The organism is Psittacicella hinzii (genome assembly GCF_003585935.1).
Classification (GTDB): Bacteria; Pseudomonadota; Gammaproteobacteria; order Enterobacterales; family Psittacicellaceae; genus Psittacicella; species Psittacicella hinzii.
This window is the reverse complement of record NZ_NRJG01000070.1, coordinates 1-21,259: the sequence shown is the minus strand read 5'-3', so window position 1 is coordinate 21,259 and position 21,259 is coordinate 1. Positions and strand designations below refer to the sequence as shown.

Annotated in this window: 12 protein-coding genes; 11 read left to right on the top strand and 1 reads right to left on the bottom strand. The window is 34.9% G+C overall.

Features of this window, described 5'->3' with window-relative positions:
- Window positions 1–385 precede the first annotated feature (385 nt).
- From glnS to CKF58_RS04390, 10 genes are all read left to right on the top strand, one after another.
- On the top strand, window positions 386–2,020 hold the full coding sequence (glnS, locus tag CKF58_RS04435) for a glutamine--tRNA ligase (protein ID WP_119531377.1): 1,635 nt from the start codon (window positions 386–388) through the stop codon (window positions 2,018–2,020).
- Window positions 2,021–2,114: 94 nt separating this feature from the next.
- Complete coding sequence (locus CKF58_RS04430; RefSeq protein ID WP_119531375.1) at window positions 2,115–8,741, top strand: hypothetical protein; 6,627 nt, start codon at window positions 2,115–2,117, stop codon at window positions 8,739–8,741.
- Window positions 8,742–8,834: 93 nt separating this feature from the next.
- The gene (locus tag CKF58_RS04425; RefSeq protein ID WP_119531373.1) at window positions 8,835–9,665 is read left to right on the top strand and encodes an alpha/beta fold hydrolase; all 831 of its coding nucleotides are present in this window, start codon (window positions 8,835–8,837) and stop codon (window positions 9,663–9,665) included.
- A gap of 36 nt (window positions 9,666–9,701) precedes the next feature.
- Window positions 9,702–10,847, top strand: a complete 1,146-nt coding sequence (locus CKF58_RS04420) for a glycosyltransferase (protein WP_119531371.1) — start codon at window positions 9,702–9,704, stop codon at window positions 10,845–10,847.
- A gap of 387 nt (window positions 10,848–11,234) precedes the next feature.
- A complete protein-coding gene (gene rluB, locus CKF58_RS04415) occupies window positions 11,235–12,581 on the top strand; it encodes a 23S rRNA pseudouridine(2605) synthase RluB (RefSeq protein WP_119531369.1) in 1,347 nt (448 codons plus the stop codon).
- A gap of 54 nt (window positions 12,582–12,635) precedes the next feature.
- Entirely contained in the window at window positions 12,636–13,739 is a 1,104-nt protein-coding gene (tadA, locus tag CKF58_RS08685) for a tRNA adenosine(34) deaminase TadA (protein ID WP_222987701.1), read from the top strand.
- Between the two features lie 180 nt (window positions 13,740–13,919).
- Complete coding sequence (locus CKF58_RS04405; protein ID WP_119531367.1) at window positions 13,920–14,687, top strand: ABC transporter ATP-binding protein; 768 nt, start codon at window positions 13,920–13,922, stop codon at window positions 14,685–14,687.
- 8 nt (window positions 14,688–14,695) lie between these two features.
- Window positions 14,696–15,700 carry an ABC transporter substrate-binding protein gene (locus CKF58_RS04400; protein WP_119531365.1) on the top strand — a complete coding sequence of 335 codons (1,005 nt, stop codon included), beginning with the start codon at window positions 14,696–14,698 and terminating at the stop codon, window positions 15,698–15,700.
- Complete coding sequence (locus tag CKF58_RS04395) at window positions 15,694–17,631, top strand: iron ABC transporter permease (protein ID WP_119531363.1); 1,938 nt, start codon at window positions 15,694–15,696, stop codon at window positions 17,629–17,631. Before CKF58_RS04400 ends, CKF58_RS04395 begins: the two co-directional genes overlap by 7 nt.
- Window positions 17,632–17,965: 334 nt before the next feature.
- A complete protein-coding gene (locus CKF58_RS04390) occupies window positions 17,966–19,978 on the top strand; it encodes a TonB-dependent siderophore receptor (protein ID WP_119531361.1) in 2,013 nt (670 codons plus the stop codon).
- A gap of 84 nt (window positions 19,979–20,062) precedes the next feature.
- Here the strand turns inward: CKF58_RS04390 and CKF58_RS04385 are convergent, their stop codons facing one another.
- Window positions 20,063–20,314: a hypothetical protein gene (locus CKF58_RS04385; protein WP_119531359.1), complete on the bottom strand. Its 252-nt coding sequence runs from the start codon at window positions 20,312–20,314 to the stop codon at window positions 20,063–20,065.
- A gap of 280 nt (window positions 20,315–20,594) precedes the next feature.
- Between CKF58_RS04385 and CKF58_RS04380 the strand changes: the two genes are divergently transcribed.
- Complete coding sequence (locus tag CKF58_RS04380; protein WP_119531357.1) at window positions 20,595–20,981, top strand: Arm DNA-binding domain-containing protein; 387 nt, start codon at window positions 20,595–20,597, stop codon at window positions 20,979–20,981.
- The last annotated feature ends 278 nt before the right edge of the window (window positions 20,982–21,259 follow it).

The window sequence follows — 21,259 nt, the reverse complement described above, 5'->3', positions numbered from 1 at the left end:
GGCTAAAACACAGATATAAACTAAATATATTTAGGTAAGCCTTTAGTGGTTATAAGCTAATGATATTTAGTGATTATTAGCCAGTTTAGCTTTGAAGACATCTATAACTCTAAGAAAATAAAGCTAATTTTTTTTTAATCAATATAGCATAAGAAAAAATAATAACTCAAGTTTTTTCATCTGATTTTTCTCAGAATGGATAATTTTGTTAGTAAAGTTTTATCAATGTGATAAACTAAAAAATGAACCAAATTAGCCTAAGCTCTTAATCTCTAGGCTTTTTAATGGTATAATAGAGCAAAAAGAGAATTTTCATAACTATCACTTGCAAGCGTGAGAACGCTTTGAAGTTTATTTAGTTATTTTTACATTACAAAAGGTTGATATGTCGCTAGAACGCCCTAACAATTTTATTTATAATATTATCGATGAAGATATTGCTTCTGGTAAGTATAAAACGACTTATACACGTTTCCCACCAGAGCCAAATGGCTATTTACACATTGGACACGTTAAATCAATTTGTTTAAACTTTGGGGTGAAAGAAGATTATCAAGGTAAATGTAATTTACGTTTTGATGATACAAATCCTACTAAAGAAAACATTGACTTTGTTACGGCGATTCAAAATGACGTACAATGGTTAGGCTTTACTTGGGATGGTAAAGTTCGCTACGCTTCAGACTATTTTGATGACTTATATGGTTTTGCTGTAGAACTTATTAAAAAAGGTCTAGCTTACGTTGACGAATTAGATCCAGAGCAAATTCGTGAATACCGTGGTGACTTAACTAGTCCAGGTAAAAATTCACCATACAGAGATCGTTCTGTTGAAGAGAATTTAGCTCTGTTCGAAAAAATGCGTAATGGTGAATTTACTGAAGGTAAAGCTAGTTTACGTGCCAAAATTGATATGGCTTCACCATTTATGTGTATGCGTGACCCAGTACTTTATCGTATTAAATTTGCGCATCACCACCAAACAGGTGATAAATGGTGCATCTATCCAATGTACGACTTTACTCACTGTATCTCCGATGCCTTAGAAGGTATTACGCACTCTTTATGTACTCTTGAGTTCCAAGATAACCGTCGTTTATATGATTGGGTGTTAGAAAATATCACTATTGACGCTACACCTCATCAATATGAATTCGCACGTTTAAATCTTGAATACGTATTAACTTCAAAACGTAAACTAACTCAATTAGTAACTGAAGGGTTAGTAACTGGTTGGGATGACCCTCGTATGCCAACCGTAGCTGGTTTACGTCGTCGTGGTTACACTCCGGCTTCATTAAGAGAGTTCTGTCGTCGTATTGGGGTATCAAAGCAAGATAACCTTGTTGAATATGCTGCTTTAGAAGCATGTATTCGTGATGACCTAAACGAAAAAGCACCACGTGCAATGGCGGTTTTAAATCCAATCAAATTAGTAATTACTAATTATAAAGGTGCACAAAATCTTACCATTGCTAACCACCCACAAAACGAAAGCTTTGGTTACCGTGAAGTAGAATTTGGACCAGAGTTATACATCGAAGCTGAAGACTTTGCGATCACTACTGAAGATAAAGGCTTTAAACGTTTATTACATGGTGGTGAAGTACGTTTACGTGGTTCATACGTAATTAAAGCTGATAGTTACGAAACAGATGCTAATGGTAAAGTGACTACTGTATATGCAACTTACGATCCAGATACCTTAGGTAAAAAACCTGAAGGACGTAAAGTTAAAGGAGTTATTCACTGGGTTAATGCTAAAACTGCAAAACCTGCTGAATTCCGTCACTACCAACAATTATTTACACATAAGACACCAGGTGCATTTGATATTCATGAAGTATTAAATCCTCATAGTCTAATTGTGCATCAAGGTTTTGTTGAGCCTGCTGTTGACACCGCTAAAGTAGGTGATACTTATCAGTTCGAACGTAACGGTTATTATTGTAAAGACCGAGATTCAACAGCTGATAAAGCCGTTTTCAACTTAACTGTTGAGCTTAAAGCTAGCATTTAAGGTGTCTAAATATCTGTTACGAAATTTAGATAGATGATTATAGGGGTGGACTTCCATCCCTTTTCTTTTGTTATTTCTTCTTTGGGCAGGAAATATGGCTCACAAAGACTACGAAAATTATGTACGTCGTAATATTAAGCGAGCAATTAGCAGTTTAAAGTTAAACGTCACTAAAGAGCCTACGCGCATGTCAGCACGTATGCAAGGTAACTTTATTTCTACTGATACAGTTCGCAATCAGTGGGGGGCTAATTTACCTCAAGCCAAACAGTCGATTTTTAGTAAAAACGTAGTTTATCTAGGTTTACAAGATCCGACTGGGCAAGATCGTTTACGTGCAAAACTTTCGCATGCACAAATGACGACTGACGCTTATGTCCGTTTGCATGCTAATAGCTTAAATTTAACGACACATAAACCTAATCCAGAGCTTTTAAAGTTTTTAGAAACTCACTTAGAATTGCCTGCTAATTTAATTAGTGAGCAATATGAAACTCATAAAAACGAGTTACTAATTCAAAATACCCTTTTACCAAGATTTTTTACCACCGTTGCCGATTTACAATCGGAAATCACGCGTTTAGATCTCTTGCTTAAAGGGGCTGCAGGGTGGCAACAAGTTGAGAATTCTGCCGAGCTACATCGCGTTAAACAAATCCTCCAACAAGATGACTTATTAGCTAAAGTACGCGAAATCTCAACCCTAAAAAGTTTAATAGAAAGTTCACAATTAACCTACGCTAAGACTTTAGAGCACAAGCTCTATAATCTAAAAAAAGCAAGTGTAGAATTAGGAACTTTTTATGTACCTGAAACTTATGCAGATAAAACTTTTAACAAACTCGTAGAAGTTAATTATTTTTCAACTGATTATTTAAATAATTTAACCGCTGCAAGTAAGTTTAACGTAAGTTCTTTACTTCTAAAATCAGCCTTAGCTAATTCCCAAGAGCGCTATGAGCTCGTAAAAAATAGTATTGCAGGGACAGGACAAGATGCGCGTATTGAACAAGTAATTCGCCATAAAGAAGCCTACTCTTTAGGTGGACAGCTTATTCACTATAGCAATCTAGAACTAAATGATTTAGGTGTTAATCTACCGAAGCTAGCGTTCTTTGCTAATAAGGAAGTACCTTTAACTCCTTGGCAACAAATGCAGCCAATTTTAGAGTTAACAACTCATTGGTTTAGTGAAGTACAAGTGCGTGCGATTCGTTCATATAGTACTGAAGACTATAACTACCCAATGAACGAGTTTCTCGCTAATGTGTATGTGCTCCTAAATAGTGGCACAAACGAAGCTTATAACTTTGTTGCAAATAACTCTATCGATTATGTTGGTGATTTACTGTTCGGACGCGAACTAGCTTATGATCTAGTAATGCCAAAAACCAATATCGAAAACTATCGTAAATTTATGTTAGCTATGCCATCTTATGATGTGCAACGCTTTAATACCTATTTACGTGGGCAATTAGATTTTGATTATGGTTATACAGATCAAGAGATGCGTTTACTAAATGAAGTTTTTACTTCAGCATATAACTTTATGCCAACGCATCTTATTAACCTAACAGATCGTGATGCTAGTGCTTTAGTACAAGACGTATTAAAAATTAATAGTACGTTTAACTATGTACTTGGTGAAAACTACCGTTCGTTCTACCAAGGTTTTTACACAGGTAAAGTTTTAAATCCAGCTTTAAATGCGCCGATTTTAGAAAACCAGCCAACCATTCAGTCTTACATCACTACCCAATATGCTGATAATAATGCGGCATACACAAACTTTTTAACTCATGGTGTTGCTGCTTATGTTGAGCATAAAGAGTTAACTAATAAGTTTGATAGTCTTTATTTATATAAGCGTATTGGTTTAAATAGTTTTGGGGATATTAGTTGGTACAATAACTATCGTCAAGGTTATAAAAATAAGCAAGAAGTAAGTTTCTACAATCTAGATGAAGTTGCAGAAATTTATAGCGTGTATAGTGAAGCTTTTGAAAACTATCAAAAACTTCGTAACTATGATTTATTACAAAACATGCGTCTGCTTAATGCTCGTTATGATGAGCGTTTTAACCGTTTACGTGATGATAGTTATTTCTCAAGCGAAGTTACGCTTAATAATTTAGGCGGGGCTGCTGAGAAAAGAAAAGTTCCTGATTATCTCCACTATGTTGATGGTCAAGCGGAATTTGACTATAGTGAAGAAATTGTTGCTGATTTAGATGATAATCGTGCTCTGTTTAAGATCTATCCGGTATTACCAAATGCTTCACGTAGTGATAAAGGGGTAGATAATCTTCAGTTTGATTATCTTGTTAGTGGGATTAACACTAAAACTCCACAAGTTCCTACGGACTTAAAGCCTAATCGTTATACCTACTTACAATATCGTTTAAATCAACAGCATAATTCGTTATATGCGCATCGTTCAGTTGAAGTTTATAACTATCAACTACGTGAAGCTGCGGTTCTAAGTTCATATTTTGTAAACTCGGATGCACCTGCAATTAGCTTACCAACAAGCTTAATGGCAGCTACGGATTTACCTTATCATGAACTCTTTGCGGTATTACGTCGTATTGTTAAACGTCTAACTTTAGTACGTCAACAATTAGAACGTTTACCACAAGCCTTAACTTATCAGTTAAGTGAAGATCTAATTCCAGATGAAGTAGTAAGTGTACCAACCGAACAAAAACTAACTACCTTAAATATGCGTTTAAATGCCCAAGGTGCAAGTTTACGTCGTTGGTTTGGTTATTCTGAACAAGATAAATTACAAACAATTAATGCAGATAAACCTCATCACTTACAACTGCAATTAGATTTATATAACGAACAACAAACTGAAGTTCAGGCTAATAAGTACTACTTAGTGAAAGAACATACAACTAATAAGTTTATGTTCGTGCACTTAAGTCAGTTTACGGGTAAAAATCCTACTCAAAGTAAACAGGTGCTATTAGCTCTGCCATGTTTAGATTTAAGCACTGATTACAAGCAAGATGAATATGCTGCAATCCAACGTGCTTTTAAAGCTGAACGTGTAGCTACTCCAGAAGATATTACCTATAGTAGATTAGGTGAGCAATACAAAAAACTAAGCGATTTACAAAAATCTTACCTTGAACAAGCGTTTACGCAAGTTCCAGGTTTATGGGAAACCGTAATTAAGTTTAATCGTGTTGGTAAAGCAGCCTTACCAAGTTTATATACTTATGGTATAGATCTAAATTGGTATGCTGAACCTATGAGTTTAAGTGCTCTGGATAACGTAAATGCTAGTATTGTACGTCCAAGCTTAAACTATGGTTTAAGTGTACAATTTGATCAAGAGCAAAAAGAGTTAGTTCTAAGTTCTCTTGCTACAACAAGTCCGGCTAAAGATCAATACGGCTTAAAAGCAAAAGCGACAATTGAGTTTGATGCCTTTAAAGCTTTTGCGGGACAAGTTGAAGTATCTGAGCAAGCGCAAGAACCTGATACTCAGCTTTATGCTTTTGCTAACATGGATGCTTTCTTAGCAAGTTATCAAGTTATCGGTCAAGTTAGTCAAGTTGCTGTATTACCTGATACGATCGAACGTGCAATGTTAAATGTACGTGATGATGCTAATCTGGTTTATGAAGTATATGATCTAACTCGTAATGGTAAAGTAGCACTTGAAGGACATTTAACGACGCTTAAATTCTTAAAAGCAACTACTGATAACCAGCTAGAAGTTAACTTAGCAGGCTTAGCTTATCTCATTGCAGAACGCCGTTTAGAAGATGATCCTTTTGTTTATGCTACGGCTGAAGTAAGTAAGGTTATTAACCAATCTGCTTTAGAATTGTCATCTAAGCGCTTAAAAGCGATTTATAATTATAAAGACGCTGACATCGCTCGAGAATTTGATGCTCCTCCGTTTTCGGAAGAAGATTTTAATGTTTACGACGAAGACTATGATTACAACCGATCATTTATCTCTCCATTTGATGAAGTGGAAGATAAATTTGGTTCATACGAAGTAAAAGATTTTAATGCCAAATTCCAAGCGCAAATAGACGACTCTAAAGTTCTACGTTACATTAAAGAATTAAACGCAGAGCAATCAACCCAGCAGGATAAGGATTTAGAAACTCAAGGAGAAGAAACAGCTCCATTAACGGCAGTGCAAAAAGCTATGCAGGCAGCTAATCTGACGCAAGAGCAATTACTCGCTAATCCAACTGGTCTCGTATTTCCTTTAAAAGATGCTCTTTCACTAAGTGGTTATGATCTTGATTACTATCAAGATACTCATCGTTCAATTGAACAAGAGTTATCGGCAAGTAGAATAGCGCAAACGATTTACAGACGTAGTAACAACAGTATTACGGTAAAACGTACAACCTTAAAATTTGCAAACTTAGCTGAGGTTGAGCATTATACTCGCATGTCCGAAATGATTGCGTATGTATATACTAAGTTCTACGCACATTTCCTTGCTAAGTATGAGAATCGTCCTGCATTTAAACTATTCTTTAACTTACTTGATAAGGTATCTTTTGTCGACGCAAGTAAAGATGTACAAGGTAGAATAGCAGCTCTTGAAGCCTTTGTAACCCAGTTACAAACTCAAGGTTTTGCGATAACTGAACATAAGTTTGAATATGTTAATAATCGCTTCTACTTACCTTTACCTAAAGTATCTTTACCGTTTTACTTAGTACCACAATCTCTAACGCAAGAATTATTCCATGCCTTAGATGAAGATCCATTATTTAGCGTATTTAAATATGGGTATAATTATGTGGTAGGCTTTAATGCAACTCTTGATAGCTTAATTGCCGTAGAACGTAACGATGAATTCGACATTAGTTATGAATTTACAATAGCAGCAAATAGAACAGACTTCTTTAGTACTATTTTTGCCGAGTTAGTACCATACCTTAATAGCCTTAAGGATAGTGTACTCTTAGAAATAGATACAGAACTGTTAAAAGCACAACGTAGCTATACTTTACTTAAACGTTTATATAGTTACTACACTGCTATTAAGCGTATTATTGAGACGCAAAAAGTTGAGTTTATTGATAACCAAGAAAATCTACCAAGCAATCTTTTCGCGCAAATGTACGAGTTTATGAATAAGCGTTTAACTACTTTACGCGAGTATGCTGGTTCTAAAGATGATTTAGTGAATGAATTAGCAATGAAACGTGCACAAAATCTGGGTTATCTAGACCAAGCTGAACTTCTTAAAGATGCTATAGTTTATGAAAAATTGTTTGATCAATTAGAGAAACCTAGCGCTAAAGATCAAGCTGCAGAAAAAGAAGAGCAGCAAACTCAAATCGAAACTGATGTAGAAGCTCAAATACTACTTCAAGTTAATAAATACTTAAATCAAGATAAAGCTAAGGCAAGCGGACAAACTGGTGATGAGTTTGACGACGAGTTTGCTGATGAAAATGATGAGGAAGAAGTAAATAATATTCCAGTCCGTGTTGCTGATACCAAAAAGATTCTTCTTTCATCTAATTTAATGCTTGAACCGTTACAAGCGATGATTATTCATGACTATAAGCAATTTGCAACTAATGAGCAAAAATCTTTAGTTATGACCCACCTAAACAACAATTTAGGTAATAATCAAGTAAGCTTTAAACACAAGCCAAGTACGCAGGCTACAATTAGTCCACGCTTTAACTATGCTTTAGATGTTAATAATATTCTGTATTCTTTACCAGCAAGTCAAAGTAAAGAAGCTTCTCCAATAACTTATACTTATAAGGGAAGAGAAACTTTTGCTGCTAATCGTAACTTGTTGGAAGGACTGCGTAATGATTTTGGTGGAACGGAAATTGCCCAAGTTTTACCTAAACATGCAATGGATAACTACTTAAATCAAATCTTAGCGTCTAAAGTTAATAAAGCTAATGCTCTTAATGCTCTGTACCATACTCCATATAATGTTTATGCTTATAGCTTAAATAATGCTATGCTAGGCTTAGATATTGAGGGGAAAAATCAATCTATAGATGAGTTAATTTATAATTTTGAGGCACAAGATCTGTTCGATAATAGAAAAGCTTATGCCCAAATGACCAATGCTTATCATAAACTGGTTGATTACTACTCTTATCGTGTGGCAGGACAAAATAAGTTTGGCTATGGTTATGAAAGAATTAATGGTTCAACCTTAACAGCAAGCTATACAAGTCTAGAAACAAAAATATGTAATTGGGAACGTGATGACCGATTTGTAAATGCAGAAGCATACAATGATGTAGATTATCTAGACGTAAAAATGTACAGAGAATATTTACTCTACCTTGATGGGGTTGAAAAGTTTGATTATAACTTTTATGTTCTTAGAAGTAGTAATGTAGCTTATGATTTCAAAACCAAAATTGATCTTTCTTATGTTCACAGTACAATCGAAGCCATTGTTTACACCTTAGATCATACAGTGAAATTTGCTAATACAAGTGTAGATCTCACAAACGTAATTCCATTACATACGCAAATGGAAGAAGTTCCGTTTTTTATCTATCTTGGTATTACAGATAAGTTTATTGACTACTTCACGTATTACGATGTAGACGTTGAAACAGGTATGAATGATTTTATCTATTATTACAATAGAGATAATTATTTAATGACGAACTACTATTGCGTAGTGAACTCACCTGAATTAACTACTCCTATGTACGTACTCCACAAGCCTGTTTATCACGAATCTTAATTATTTTTAGAGGGTTAATTAGAGAGCAATCTCTAATTAACCTGCTAAAAATCTTTAAGCATAAATCAGAATGTAATTGAGGAGAATTACCTTATGGCAATTGCACGCAACCCTGATTTACTAAATTACCAATATACTTATACTCAAGAATTAGCAGACCGACCAACTCTTGTTTTAATTCATGGGTTAATGGGTGATTTAAATAATCTTGGTATGATTGGAAGACACTTTGCCGACAGATTTAACATTTTACGTGTCGACCTCATTAATCACGGACACAGCTTTTACCGTAATGAAATGGATTACTACCAAATGGCAAACGATGTCTTAAAAGTAGTAGATACTTTAGGCATTAAAGAAATTATTCCGGTAGGACATTCGATGGGCGGAAAAGTGGCTATGCGTATTGCATTTGATTATGCTGCGCGCTGCCGTGGTTTAGTGGTTTTAGATATGGCTCCAGTAATTTACGGTAAACGTGGACACGATGACATTTTCTATGCAATTAATCAAGTAATTGCTAAAGATTGTCAAACACGTGAAGAATGCCGTGAAGTGCTTAAAGCAAATTTAGATAATGTTGGGGTTATTAACTTTTTATTAAAAAGTTTTACTACCGAAGAAACGCACAAATTCTTATTTAATGCTCCGGTATTAGAAAAAGAATATGATCATATCGGGATTTGGGAAGAAAGTGTATTTGATGGTCCGGCAGCCTTTATCCACGGAGGGGACTCTCCATATGTGGATGAACAAAGACAACAAGCTATTCCTCGCCAATTCCCTAAATCGAAACTTTATTGTGTCGAAGGCGCAACTCACTGGTTACACGCTGAACAACCTAAAACCGTATTTGCATACATGGAAAACTTTTTTGCAAGTGCTGGCTTACTAAATAGTTTTGCCGATGTTGTAACCATTTAATTTAAACTTAACTATTTTAAATAGCAAGTAGGAATTATGGCCAGAAGCATAGTTATTAGCGCTGACTATAAGGTAAGTCAATACTTAGAAGTATTACTAAAAAGTATTTTCCTATCTGAAAATAATCGTGCTGACTTAACGATTTATCTTTTAAATTACGATTATCCGCGTGATTTAATTGTGCATTATTTAAAGCAATGTCAATTACATTTAAAACATTGCAAATTAAAAGTTTTAACTCCTTCGAAAGGACATAAGCGTTTATTACAAAACCTTAATTTAGTATCAGATACTTACAGTAAATCTTTATACTACAAGCTCTTTCTAGCCGAATTATTACCTGAAGAAGAGTCTGTGGTAAGCTTCGATCCCTACACTTTAGTCTTACAAGATTTAGGTGAGTTACTCGATTATCCAATAGATCCAAATGTAAGTATCTATGCTTGTCGCGATCATCTTTTAAGTCGCGAGTTAGAGAATTTATGCGTAAGTAGCAACTCTTATTATTTAAATAAATTTAAAGCTAAATTAGATCAAGAAATGGTGTTCTGGCGTCAAAATGATGTACTTAATGAACAATCATTAGTGATCCAAGCGCAAGAAACTAAAGCTACGCCTGCTAAAGCTACCACTTACAATGGCAAATATGATCTCTTTAGTACAGAAGTGATGATTTTAAATCTGAAGAAAATCCGTGAAGAGAAAATTTTCTATAAATATTTAGCTTATTTAAGTAGTAATGAAGTGGTTACAACTCCACATGTAAATATTTTCTTAAATTTATTACATCGCTATGATTGGCAAGCTTTACCTGATAAATTTAATTATCAAGTAGACTACATTAATAAAGAAGTATTTATGTTGGAACAAGCTGGTTATAAATTACGCACTTACCAAGAATTGGCAAGTAAATTAAGTTATAACCTACCTAGTATCGTTTCCTTTACTGGGGTTTATAAGCCGCTAAATTCGAACAAAAAGATGCCTTTTCGCCGTTTATTTATCGAACTATACAATGAAAGTATTAGTGAACTGCTCTTAAACCGTAATGTGTTTAATAGTAAAGAGTTTATTAATAAGTTTACTTACATTCATTTACTACGTTTAGATGATCAAGGTTGGTATCAGCACGATTTATCACAAATTCATCCTTATGTAGAGCAAGTGCAAATTACTCATTAACCGTGGGGATATTTGTCTTGTTTTTCAAGCAATAGTTTTAAGTAAAAGTTATTTTATAACCAAGTTGATTTTTTCAAAAGAGATGAAAATTTAGGTATTAAGCCTAGAGATGGTATTGAATTTTGAGAATAATATGACTTTACTGTTGCAAGTTTTTTTAAAAGATAAAAATAAAATTCCCAAGATCGAAGTTAGTATTAACTCTGTCTTGGGATTTTTTGAGCTTGTGCTATAATTTACACTAAGCGCTAAAAGATAAAGGTGAATATATTTATATGGATTTTCATCTAAAGTCATTCGTAAAGCTCATATTTCTCAGTGGCCTTTATCTTTTAGCATTATTTTAATTTTGTAGAGATACAACTAATCCACACTGGAAAATTTATTATGTTTTTAACTGATCGTGTAATGGAAATGATTCGTTCTTCTAGAGAAAAAAAATCTTTAGAAAAACAAAGACAAAAAGAGAAAGCGCAACGTAAAGAACAAGCGCGTAAAGATTTCTATCGTCGCAAAGTTTTAGCGCAAAGTGAGCAAATTTATAATGCCGCTGAATTAGATAAGTCTTATTTAGACGGTATTAGCAAAGCTAGCGATGAAGCGGTACAAGTGTCAAAAACAGGTTTAATCCGTTTAAAAACCACAAAAAAACGTGATAAAGGTGTACGTGCAGAGCGTTTACACAAAGTTATTGCGCGCACAGGGATGTGCTCAAACCGTAAGGCTGAACAATTAATCCGTGAAGGACGCGTGTCAGTTAACGGTGAACGTGCAATCTTAGGACAACAAATTGATTTAAATGATGCGTCATTAAAAGTACGTGTTGATGGTGAAATTATTAAGCACCGTGCATCATTAAAACAATCATGTCAGGTTTTAATTTACCATAAAGCTGAAGGGGAAATCTCTTCGCGTAAAGATCCAGAAGGTCGTAAAACTGTTTTCGATCGTTTACCTCGCTTAGCAGTAGGTCGTTGGGTACAAGTAGGTCGTTTAGATGCTAATACTTCAGGTCTTTTACTCTTTACCAATGATGGGGAATTAGCTCATCGTTTAATGCACCCTTCGTATCACATTGAACGTAAATATTTATGTCGTGTGTATGGGGAAGTAACTCCAGAGATTTTAGAAAAAATCACGCGTGGAGTTGAACTAGAAGATGGCATTGCGAAATTCGATGAAATTCGCCCAATTGACAGCCCTGATTTTGAAGCAAATAACCAAGGTAGAAAGAAAGCTAATGCTTGGTTTGAAGTAACTTTACGTGAAGGTCGTAAACATGAGGTACGTCGTATTTGGGAAAGCCAAGACGTAATCGTTTCACGTCTAATTCGTATTGAATACGCAGGCATTAAGTTAAGCCGTCAATATAGTATTCCGCAATCAGGTTACTTAGAAGCCGATTTAAATGAAATTAATCTCTTAAGAGGTTTAGTAGGTTTAGCACCAGAAACTGAAGGTTTTAAACCTGAAGATTATGGTTACTCTAAATCAGAAGCTAAACGCTTAAAATCTCAACATTTACGTACTATTCGTCGTGCAATTAGTAAAGATAAATTACATCGTGCAAAAAATGAAAAAGTATACGATGAGAAAAACAAAGAGCAACACGAAAAACGTAAACAACTTGCTGAGAGAATTTCCCAAAGTAATAAACGCAAATTTAATCGCGAAAAAGATAAGAAAAAAGGCACAAATAAAGCCGTAGCGTTTATTGAAAAATTCTATAAATAAATTCATTAACCTCAATTATGTTCATAATTGGGGTTTTCCAATCTAGTTATACTTATGGTAGCGTCTTTATATCCTGCTGAAATAGCTCCAGAGTTAGAGCCCTTTTATCAATTAAGACCGGTTTTTCTACCGACGACTACACAAGAAGATAAAGATCGCTTCTTTATGGAGTTATGTTTAGATCTAACTAAAATTGCCGAAAAAATGGGTGAAGTACCTATTGCAGCAATCATCGTTATTGACGATAAGATCAAAGGGATAGGTCTAAACGCACCTATTTGTCTGCACGATGCTACAGCTCATGCTGAAGTAATGGCAATTCGTGATGCTGGACAAAGGGTTGGTAATTATCGTTTACCAGATTCTACAATGTATATAACTTTAGAGCCTTGCCCTATGTGTAGTGGGGCAATTTTACACGCACGTTGTAAACGTGTAGTCTTTGGGGCTACGGATCTTAAAACTGGTACGGTTGGGGGAAGATTTAATCTGTTTAAAGATTATCCGATGAATCATCAACCGAAAATTACTAGTGGGGTACGAGCAGTAAAAGTACAAGAAGAACTATCTGGTTATTTCCAACGTAAACGTATATTGCAAAAAGAACAAAAACGTTTACTGCGAGCTGCTACTTTAATGTTAGAAGAGCAAACTGTGCCTATTACCAAAACTAAAGCCCAAGCTAATAAAAATAAGGCGCAAGATAAAAATAAGTCTTTGAAAGTTGAAGCTAAGGTAGAAACGAACATTAATTTAGCAAATAATAACTCACAGTTGCAAAACTCCTCAAAGCTAGCAGCAAATTCTGAACTTGTTATGTCAGATCATGTAGTTAATACTAATAATGAAGTTAAAGCACAAATTTTAGCTCACGAAACCCAAGAGCAAAATAACAATGCTTTAGTATCTAATGAAAGTTCTTTATCGTCTAGTACAACTGCTTTAAATACGGTAGATATTGCAACAACAGGACTAGCTAGTGAAGCTCTACCTGCTACAAATACGCAGCCTAAGACTACACCAGTAACCAAAGATCTTAGTGCTAAACTTGGAATGAAAAAGAGTACAGCGCAAACTCGTGCGCAAAAATTTCAATTACCAAGACAGAAAAGAATTGTAGAGCAACCTACTTTAAATCACCATGATACAGATGAGTAGTGTTATTGATCGTTCCACACTTGCTTTAGCTCTTAAGCAAGAATCCTCTAACTACTCATAAGTTATTAAAATCAATTTAAGTAGTTAAGATAAATTTTAATTCACTTTATTTTAGAATTTTAGTCACCTTAAAGAGTTATGTAAGCTCTTTGAGGTGGCTTTCTTTGTATTAATCACTCTATGTTTATTATTAAAAACTTAAGCTTTATCCTAGAGCAAAAACCACTACTACAAAATATTAATCTTGAGTTTGCCCCAGGTAAGCTGTACGGTTTAATTGGGCATAATGGCTCGGGCAAATCAACTTTACTCAAACTGCTTGCGCGCCAAGAAACTAGATACCAAGGAAGTATTAGTTTTGGGCAACAAGATATTCATAGCTATGCAAGTAAAGAGTTTGCTCGGAATGTGGCTTATTTACCTCAAGATTTACCTACAGATACTTTTTTACCGGTGCGTGAATTAGTAGCAATGGGAAGATTTCCCTATCAAAGTATCTATAGCTTTGGTAAAAGTGCACAAGATCAAGAAATCATTCAGCAATGCTTAACTTGGACGCATATGCTTGAACATGCTGATACTTATGTGGATCTCTTATCAGGTGGACAAAGATCGCGAGCTTGGTTAGCTATGATGTTGGCGCAAAAAAGTCAGTTTTTACTGCTTGACGAACCTTTAGCGGCATTAGATATTAGTCACCAAGTTGAGATTATGCAGCTGCTGCAACAACTATGTCATGAATATGGTTTAGGCATAATTTTAGTAATTCATGATATAAATTTAGCAGCTCGTTATTGTGATGAACTAATTGCTTTAAAACAAGGACAAGTAATCTATCAAGGTAATGCCTCTAATTTAATGCAACAAGAAATGTTAAAACAGATCTATGGCATAGACTTGCAGATTACAGATCATCCTCATGCCAATTGTAAAGTAGCATTTTATTAGGGGTATTTATGCAATTTTATAATTCATTACCTCCTAAAATTAAACGTTACAGTAAGTATTTCTTAGCTATTTTGGTTGTAGCTACAGTAATAGGCATGGTCGTTGTGGCTTATAAACATTTTGTTCAAGTAGCAACCAAATCGGAAAAGGTAGCTACTTTTAAACTAATAGATCCTACGAGTTCTGATCTTTGTGCTCAAGAAATAGCACAAATGCCTAAAGCCAAGATAGTTACTCCAGATTGGACAATAGCACAAACAGTGTTAAACTTAGGTGTGCCAATAGCTGGGATTGGAGAAAAAGCAAGCTATGCACTCTGGGTAAACCAACCAAGCTTACCAGAGCAAACGCTTGACCTTGGTTTACGTTTACAACCTAATCTTGAGCAGCTCATAATATTGCAGCCTGATATTATTTTCTTAAGTCCGATGTATCAAAACTTAGAAACCACATTAGCCTCTTATGCTCCTGTACATAGTTTTGATTTTACGGCTACGCAAGATATTTGGACGCAAATTGAAACCCAAACCCAAGCTTTAGCTAATACTCTTGCCATTCCGACTTGTGGACAAACCTTAATTACCCAAACTAAGACTCAAATAGAAAAATTAGCGCAAAATCTTAAAGCTGATAAAACTCGTCCGATTGCAGTTATTCAGTTTATAGATAGTCGTAATTTTCGTTTATATCAAGCTAATTCTTTAGTAAATGTGGCTGTGAGTAAATTAGGTTTAACTAATGTAAGTGAGCAAGTTGGTAATCTTTGGGGATTTACAAATTACTCACTTGAAAAACTTGCTGATTTCCCTGCAAATACCCAGTTAGTGATTATCAAACCTTACCCTCAAGCTGTCCCTGCTAATTTAGCAAATAATACTTTATGGCAAGCTTTGCCTCTAAGTAAAGATGCCCTTATACTTGATCCTATTTGGACTTTTGGTGCTATTACCTCTTCATATATCTTTGCTCAAGCTTTAAGCCAAGGCTTAATGCAAGGAGGTGTAGCATGGTAAAACCTAAATTAGGATTAATCTTTGCTATTCTAGCTGTACTTATTTTGCTTTTAGGTACTTGGGTAAGTTATGTCACTCTCGAACGTACCTACACGTTAGATTTACAATCTTCCCTAGATCTACCTTTCTTACTTTGGTTTAACTATAGCTTGCCGCGCATGACAATGGCAATGCTCGCTGGTTTAGCTTTAGGAGTTTCAACAGTTTTACTCCAGCAAATAACGCGTAATAATTTAGCTGCCGATAACACGCTTGCCGTAAGTGCAGGAGCGCAATTGAGTTTACTCATTGCCACTATTTTCTTTCCGATCCTGTTAGTAGCTGGTGCGAGTATAGTTGCTTTTATCGGTGCTTTAATTGCTCTGCTTTTAGTCTTTGTTTTGGTTTGGCATAAATTAGGTAATTCGTTAAGTATTATACTTTCGGGGATGGTAATTAGTTTATACCTCTTTGCCATTTCGGCAATTTTACTCTTAATTTACCCTGAACAAACCAGAGGGATTTTAGTTTGGGCAGCTGGTTCATTAGTGCAAGATAGTTGGTTAGATAGTCAAGTTGTGTTTTTACAATTAGCTATTGCTTTAATTGTAGTTGCTTTTCTAGCTAAAGGCTTTAATATGCTAAGTCTTGATCAGACTAATGCACTGCAGCTAGGAGTGCCAGTAAGAACTTTACGTTTGGTAGGCATGGTCCTTGCGGCTTATTTAGCGGCTATTATTGTCGCTAAAGTAGGCATGCTAGGTTTTATCGGCATTATGGCTAGCGCCATTGTTCGCTATGCTTCACGACAAAGTTTTTATACTTTACTTTGGGCAACTCCATTAATGAGTGCAGTCTTATTGCTCATTACCGACTTAACACTACAATTAATTAACCATTATCTAGGTTGGCAAATCCCTACAGGTGCAGTTACTTCTTTAGTTGGAACGCCAATTCTACTTTACTTAATGTGTCAACATCGAGCCAATGCTTCCCAACTAATGACGCAGCAACATCGTCGTGTCCAAATTAAAGCGAAACACTTAACTTTAATGCTGATCGCTTTATTTGGTGTAGGGACAATAATTATGGCTTTAAGTTGGGATAAAGGTAATCTATATTTATCACAACTTCTTACTTTACGTTTACCTAGTTTAGTTGCAAGTATAAGTGCAGGTATACTCTTAGCCTTAGCCGGATTAGTATTACAACGTTTAAGTTACAATCCTCTTGCTTCACCCGAACTTTTAGGTATTAGTGCTAGTGTTAATTTAGGGATAATGGCAAGCATTATCCTAGCAAGTGCTACGAGCTATTATGCTTATATGCTCGGAGGTATAATTGGAGCTGTGCTTTGTTTAGCGTTATTGTTACTTTTTAGTTGGCGCAATAAAGTACAACCGGAAAAAATTATTCTTCTGGGGATTAGTATTGCAGCATTATATGACGCGGCAAATCGAATTTTTCTTGCAACCAATGATTTTCGTGCTTATACGTTATTACAAATTACCAGTGGTTCAACTTACCATTTAATCTTAATCCATGCGATAGTTTTACTTGCTTTAGCAGTATTAGCTTTGGTTTTAGTTTTATTCTGGTATAAATGGTTAAGATTACTAGCTTTAAGAACAACTATAGCGCAAGCTGTAGGTTTATCATTAAAGCTAACTAATACTTGTTTTATTCTTTTTGCCGCCATAATTACAGCAATTGCAACTTTAAATATTGGAGCTATTAGCTTTGTGGGATTAATCGCACCTCATGCAGCTCGAGCTTTAGGTTATGTTCATCCGCGTGGACAGACAATAGCAACCGTAATAATTACAATTGCTGTAATGAGTTTATCTTATCTAGCAAGTATTAACTTGATCTATCCTTACACTTTACCAGTTGGTTTAATGTCAACTTTAATAGGTGGTTTATACTTTGCTTATCTAGTACGTAAACTCTAAAGTTGCAAGTGCACAAAGCAAAATATCCTAAAGCAAATTTAAAAATACGGTAAAGCAAATTGAAAATACCGTAAGGTAAATTTAACAATAGAGGTAGAACAAACTACCTCTTTTTTTAGCACTTATTAAAGCCTTATTTTTTGTATGGGTAAGACCAAAGCACTGAAGAAAAATTCTTCGATTTATTATTTACTTATAGCTTCTTAATTACTAATATTTCGTATTTGTAAAAGATAATTATTAGCATTTAGAAAAATCTAGTAAAATTATGGTTTATTGGGACAAAAGATGGTGCGCATCTTTTACATAAAAAGATTTCTCTCTAATTTTAAACATGACAAAAAGACTATCCTTAACCTTAGCTGCTTTATTAGTAGCTTTACCATATGCTCAAGCTGAAACGACACAAGTTACTTTAGATGATATTACCGTTGTTGGATCAGTAAATAAAATTGGTAATTTAAAGTTTTATGCTCCGAACTCTACTGCAACGATTAGTACAAATACAAGCTCTGAAAATGGCACTAATCAAGTAGATGCTGCATTACGCTATACTGCTGGTGTTACGAGCCAAATGTATGGTCAAGATTTAGACGATACTTTATGGTTTAAAGTTCGCGGTTTTGACGCTAATGTTTATTTAGATGGAGCTAGCCTCCATAGTAGTGGTTATACGACTTATAGTCCTAATCTCTTTGGTTTAGAAGCTATTGAGATTGCTAAAGGAGCTGATAGTACAGTATTTGGTCCAACGGCTTCTGGTGGTGTAGTAAATTTAGTTACTAAAAAACCACAAACAACTTCTCGTGGTTTATTTTACGTAAATGTAGGTAATGATAATCAACGCGGCATTGGTATTGATTACAACAACCACTATCAAGGTAAAATTCTTTATCGTGTAGTAGCTAACTATAATCACCAAGATGGTGAGACTTATGGTACTTATGGAGAAAGTTATTACCTTGCTCCAAGTGCAATCTTTGTCTTTACGCCTAAAGCTCGTTTAACAGTTTCGACCTCTGTACAAAAAGATGTAGGTGTGCCTACAACTTCGTTCTATCCGGTAGATGGTACAGTGTATCGTAGTGCTTATACCATTGCTCGCGATACTAACTTAGGTAATCCAGAAGCAGATTATTACGTACGTAAAGCTGGAACTTTTGCTTTAGATTATTCACAAGAGTTTGCTCAAGGTTGGAGTCTCTTAGCTACTTATAAATATCTTGTATTCTCACGTGAACAATTAGCTAGTTACTACTCATATGCTATCCAAGGTAGTAATTATGCACGTGGTTATCTCTTTAATGACACCACAGCTCATAACCATAGTTTTGACACACGTGTAGCTAAGCGCTTTAATTTTACAGGTGGTAATAACACCACGAGCTTAGGGGTAAGTTACAACTACAATAAAGTAGGTGGTGTATACGGTTTTGGTGGTTACTTTGACACTTACAGCGTATTAGCACCAAACTACAATATTACGCCAACAGATTACCAAAATCAAAATCCTTACATTGTTGACCAACGCCTAAGTTCTGTATATTTAAACAACCAATTTAATTATCAAAACTTAGAGATCGACACTGCACTACGCTACGATTACTCAAAAATTACCCAAAACACTCTTGGGGTTAATTCATCAGCTAAAGACCATAAAACTACTTATGCTGTAGGTGCAATGTATAATTTCCTTAACGGCATTAGTCCATATGCTAGATATTCAACTTCATTTACACCAATTCCTGGCTCGGATGGCCTAAGTGCGTATAAACCGATTACAGCTCATCAATTTGAAGCTGGTGTTAAATATGTACCTGAAAGTTTTACCGGTAAATTCACGGTTAGTATTTTTAATATACAAGAGAAAAATAGTTTAGTTTACACTACTGGTGTTGCAAGACAGACCGGTAGCGCAAGTGCTAAAGGATTTGAATTAGCCGCGCAAGCACAATTAGTTAAAGGCTTAGATGTAGAAATAGCTTATACTTATACAGATGCTCATACAACTTCATCAAGCACTGGAGAAGTGACGCGCAGTCCAATGATCCCTTATCATACTCTTGCAACTAAAGTTAAATATACTTTCGGACAATTACCTTTAACTCTAGGTGCTGGATTTAGATACAACGGTACTTCAACAGACCAAATTGGTAATACTAAAGACTTTAAAGTACCTTCATACTTATTAGTTGATTTACTTGCTAAATACAGCATTAATAAAAACTTAGACTTAATGCTAACAGTTACTAACTTAACGAATAAATACTACGTAACAAGTTGTTATTACACTTGTTATTTAGGTGCTGCTCGTAAAGTTAATGCTACTTTAAGTTATAATTTCTAATGCCACAAAAAAGAAGACTACATATGTAGTCTTCTTTGCTTATGTATAAAGATTAAAACCGAAATTTAGAGGTAGCTATTAATTCTATTGTTGGGTAACAATGATAGATTGGGTATTTACTTTAGCTGTACTTACAAGTTGCATTTGCTGACGAACTTGCTCTGGAAGTTCATCAAGGTTACCTGTGTATACCGTTTGTTCTTTGAACTCTCCGTCAACAATTTGTTGCGCTTGTCCAACTCCTTTTTCGTTTAAGCGAATAAACACTTGACTAGGCATAGTGTACATATATCCCGTAGCTGCATCTATAAAATAAGCAGCTGGAGCTAAAAACACCCAACTTAGATTTAATAGTAATGGTAGAGCATAAAGCTCTGCTTTTACAACTTTGGTTTCTTCTTATAAAGTAACAACAAAAACGAAAAAAGCATTGCCTTAACCTATAACCTATTGATATTTCGACTTAAAAGCTAATCGGTATTAGTTTTGTAAACGATTAATAAAGTGGTGGAAATGCTAAAATACTACTATCACTTTACTAAGAGTAGACCTCAGTTATACCTCCACTTTATCCATAAAGTCAGGTTAACTAAGCCGATATTTTGATGGGAATTTTATGTACGGTAAGCTAAACAAAACTGTAATAAATCAAGCAATAGCAAAAATAAAAGTCAATAAGAAAACGGTTACCTTATCCGATGGTGCTCGTTTGCAATTAAGACTTAGTTCTAAATATTTGGGCAAAGGAAGCAGGTCGATAGTTCTAGGTTCAAAAGAAAATCAATCCCGCATTACGATAGGAGAATACCATCATTTCATGGAAGGCTTTATATCTATCGAAAAGGCTAGGGAAATGGCTTTAGCTTTAAGAAAGTCATATAAAGATGGGATACCAGCTTCCATTGTTAACGTCAGCAAATCTAATTCGTTAACAATGCAATCGTTAATTACTCTTTACCTTGATTTCAAAAAGCCACTGCTTGCATTTCACTCACTCACTTAAGCAATATCAATCTATATCTAATATTTTATCAAAAACGGAGCTATCAAAAACTACAATGGAAAATATAACTCCGCTTGTGGTGTCCCCCAAATGATATACAAAATTCATACTTTCAATGAACGAAAATATGTCAAATGAAAGCATTTTTTTTATAATTTTGGGTTAACTAATTTTTAAATTTAATGTATAAATCCTATGACTGTAGTTTATTTCTAATTTATTGAACTAAGTCTTAATGGGGTTTAATTTTTACATTTGGGAAAGACCTAATTGAATAA

Bases quoted from the DNA above. Each gene is read 5' to 3' on its own strand.
- glnS (WP_119531377.1), top strand. From the start codon at position 386: ATGTCGCTAGAACGCCCTAACAATTTTATTTATAATATTATCGATGAA.
- CKF58_RS04430 (WP_119531375.1), top strand. From the start codon at position 2,115: ATGGCTCACAAAGACTACGAAAATTATGTACGTCGTAATATTAAGCGA.
- CKF58_RS04425 (WP_119531373.1), top strand. From the start codon at position 8,835: ATGGCAATTGCACGCAACCCTGATTTACTAAATTACCAATATACTTAT.
- CKF58_RS04420 (WP_119531371.1), top strand. From the start codon at position 9,702: ATGGCCAGAAGCATAGTTATTAGCGCTGACTATAAGGTAAGTCAATAC.
- rluB (WP_119531369.1), top strand. From the start codon at position 11,235: ATGTTTTTAACTGATCGTGTAATGGAAATGATTCGTTCTTCTAGAGAA.
- tadA (WP_222987701.1), top strand. From the start codon at position 12,636: ATGGTAGCGTCTTTATATCCTGCTGAAATAGCTCCAGAGTTAGAGCCC.
- CKF58_RS04405 (WP_119531367.1), top strand. From the start codon at position 13,920: ATGTTTATTATTAAAAACTTAAGCTTTATCCTAGAGCAAAAACCACTA.
- CKF58_RS04400 (WP_119531365.1), top strand. From the start codon at position 14,696: ATGCAATTTTATAATTCATTACCTCCTAAAATTAAACGTTACAGTAAG.
- CKF58_RS04395 (WP_119531363.1), top strand. From the start codon at position 15,694: ATGGTAAAACCTAAATTAGGATTAATCTTTGCTATTCTAGCTGTACTT.
- CKF58_RS04390 (WP_119531361.1), top strand. From the start codon at position 17,966: ATGACAAAAAGACTATCCTTAACCTTAGCTGCTTTATTAGTAGCTTTA.
- CKF58_RS04380 (WP_119531357.1), top strand. From the start codon at position 20,595: ATGTACGGTAAGCTAAACAAAACTGTAATAAATCAAGCAATAGCAAAA.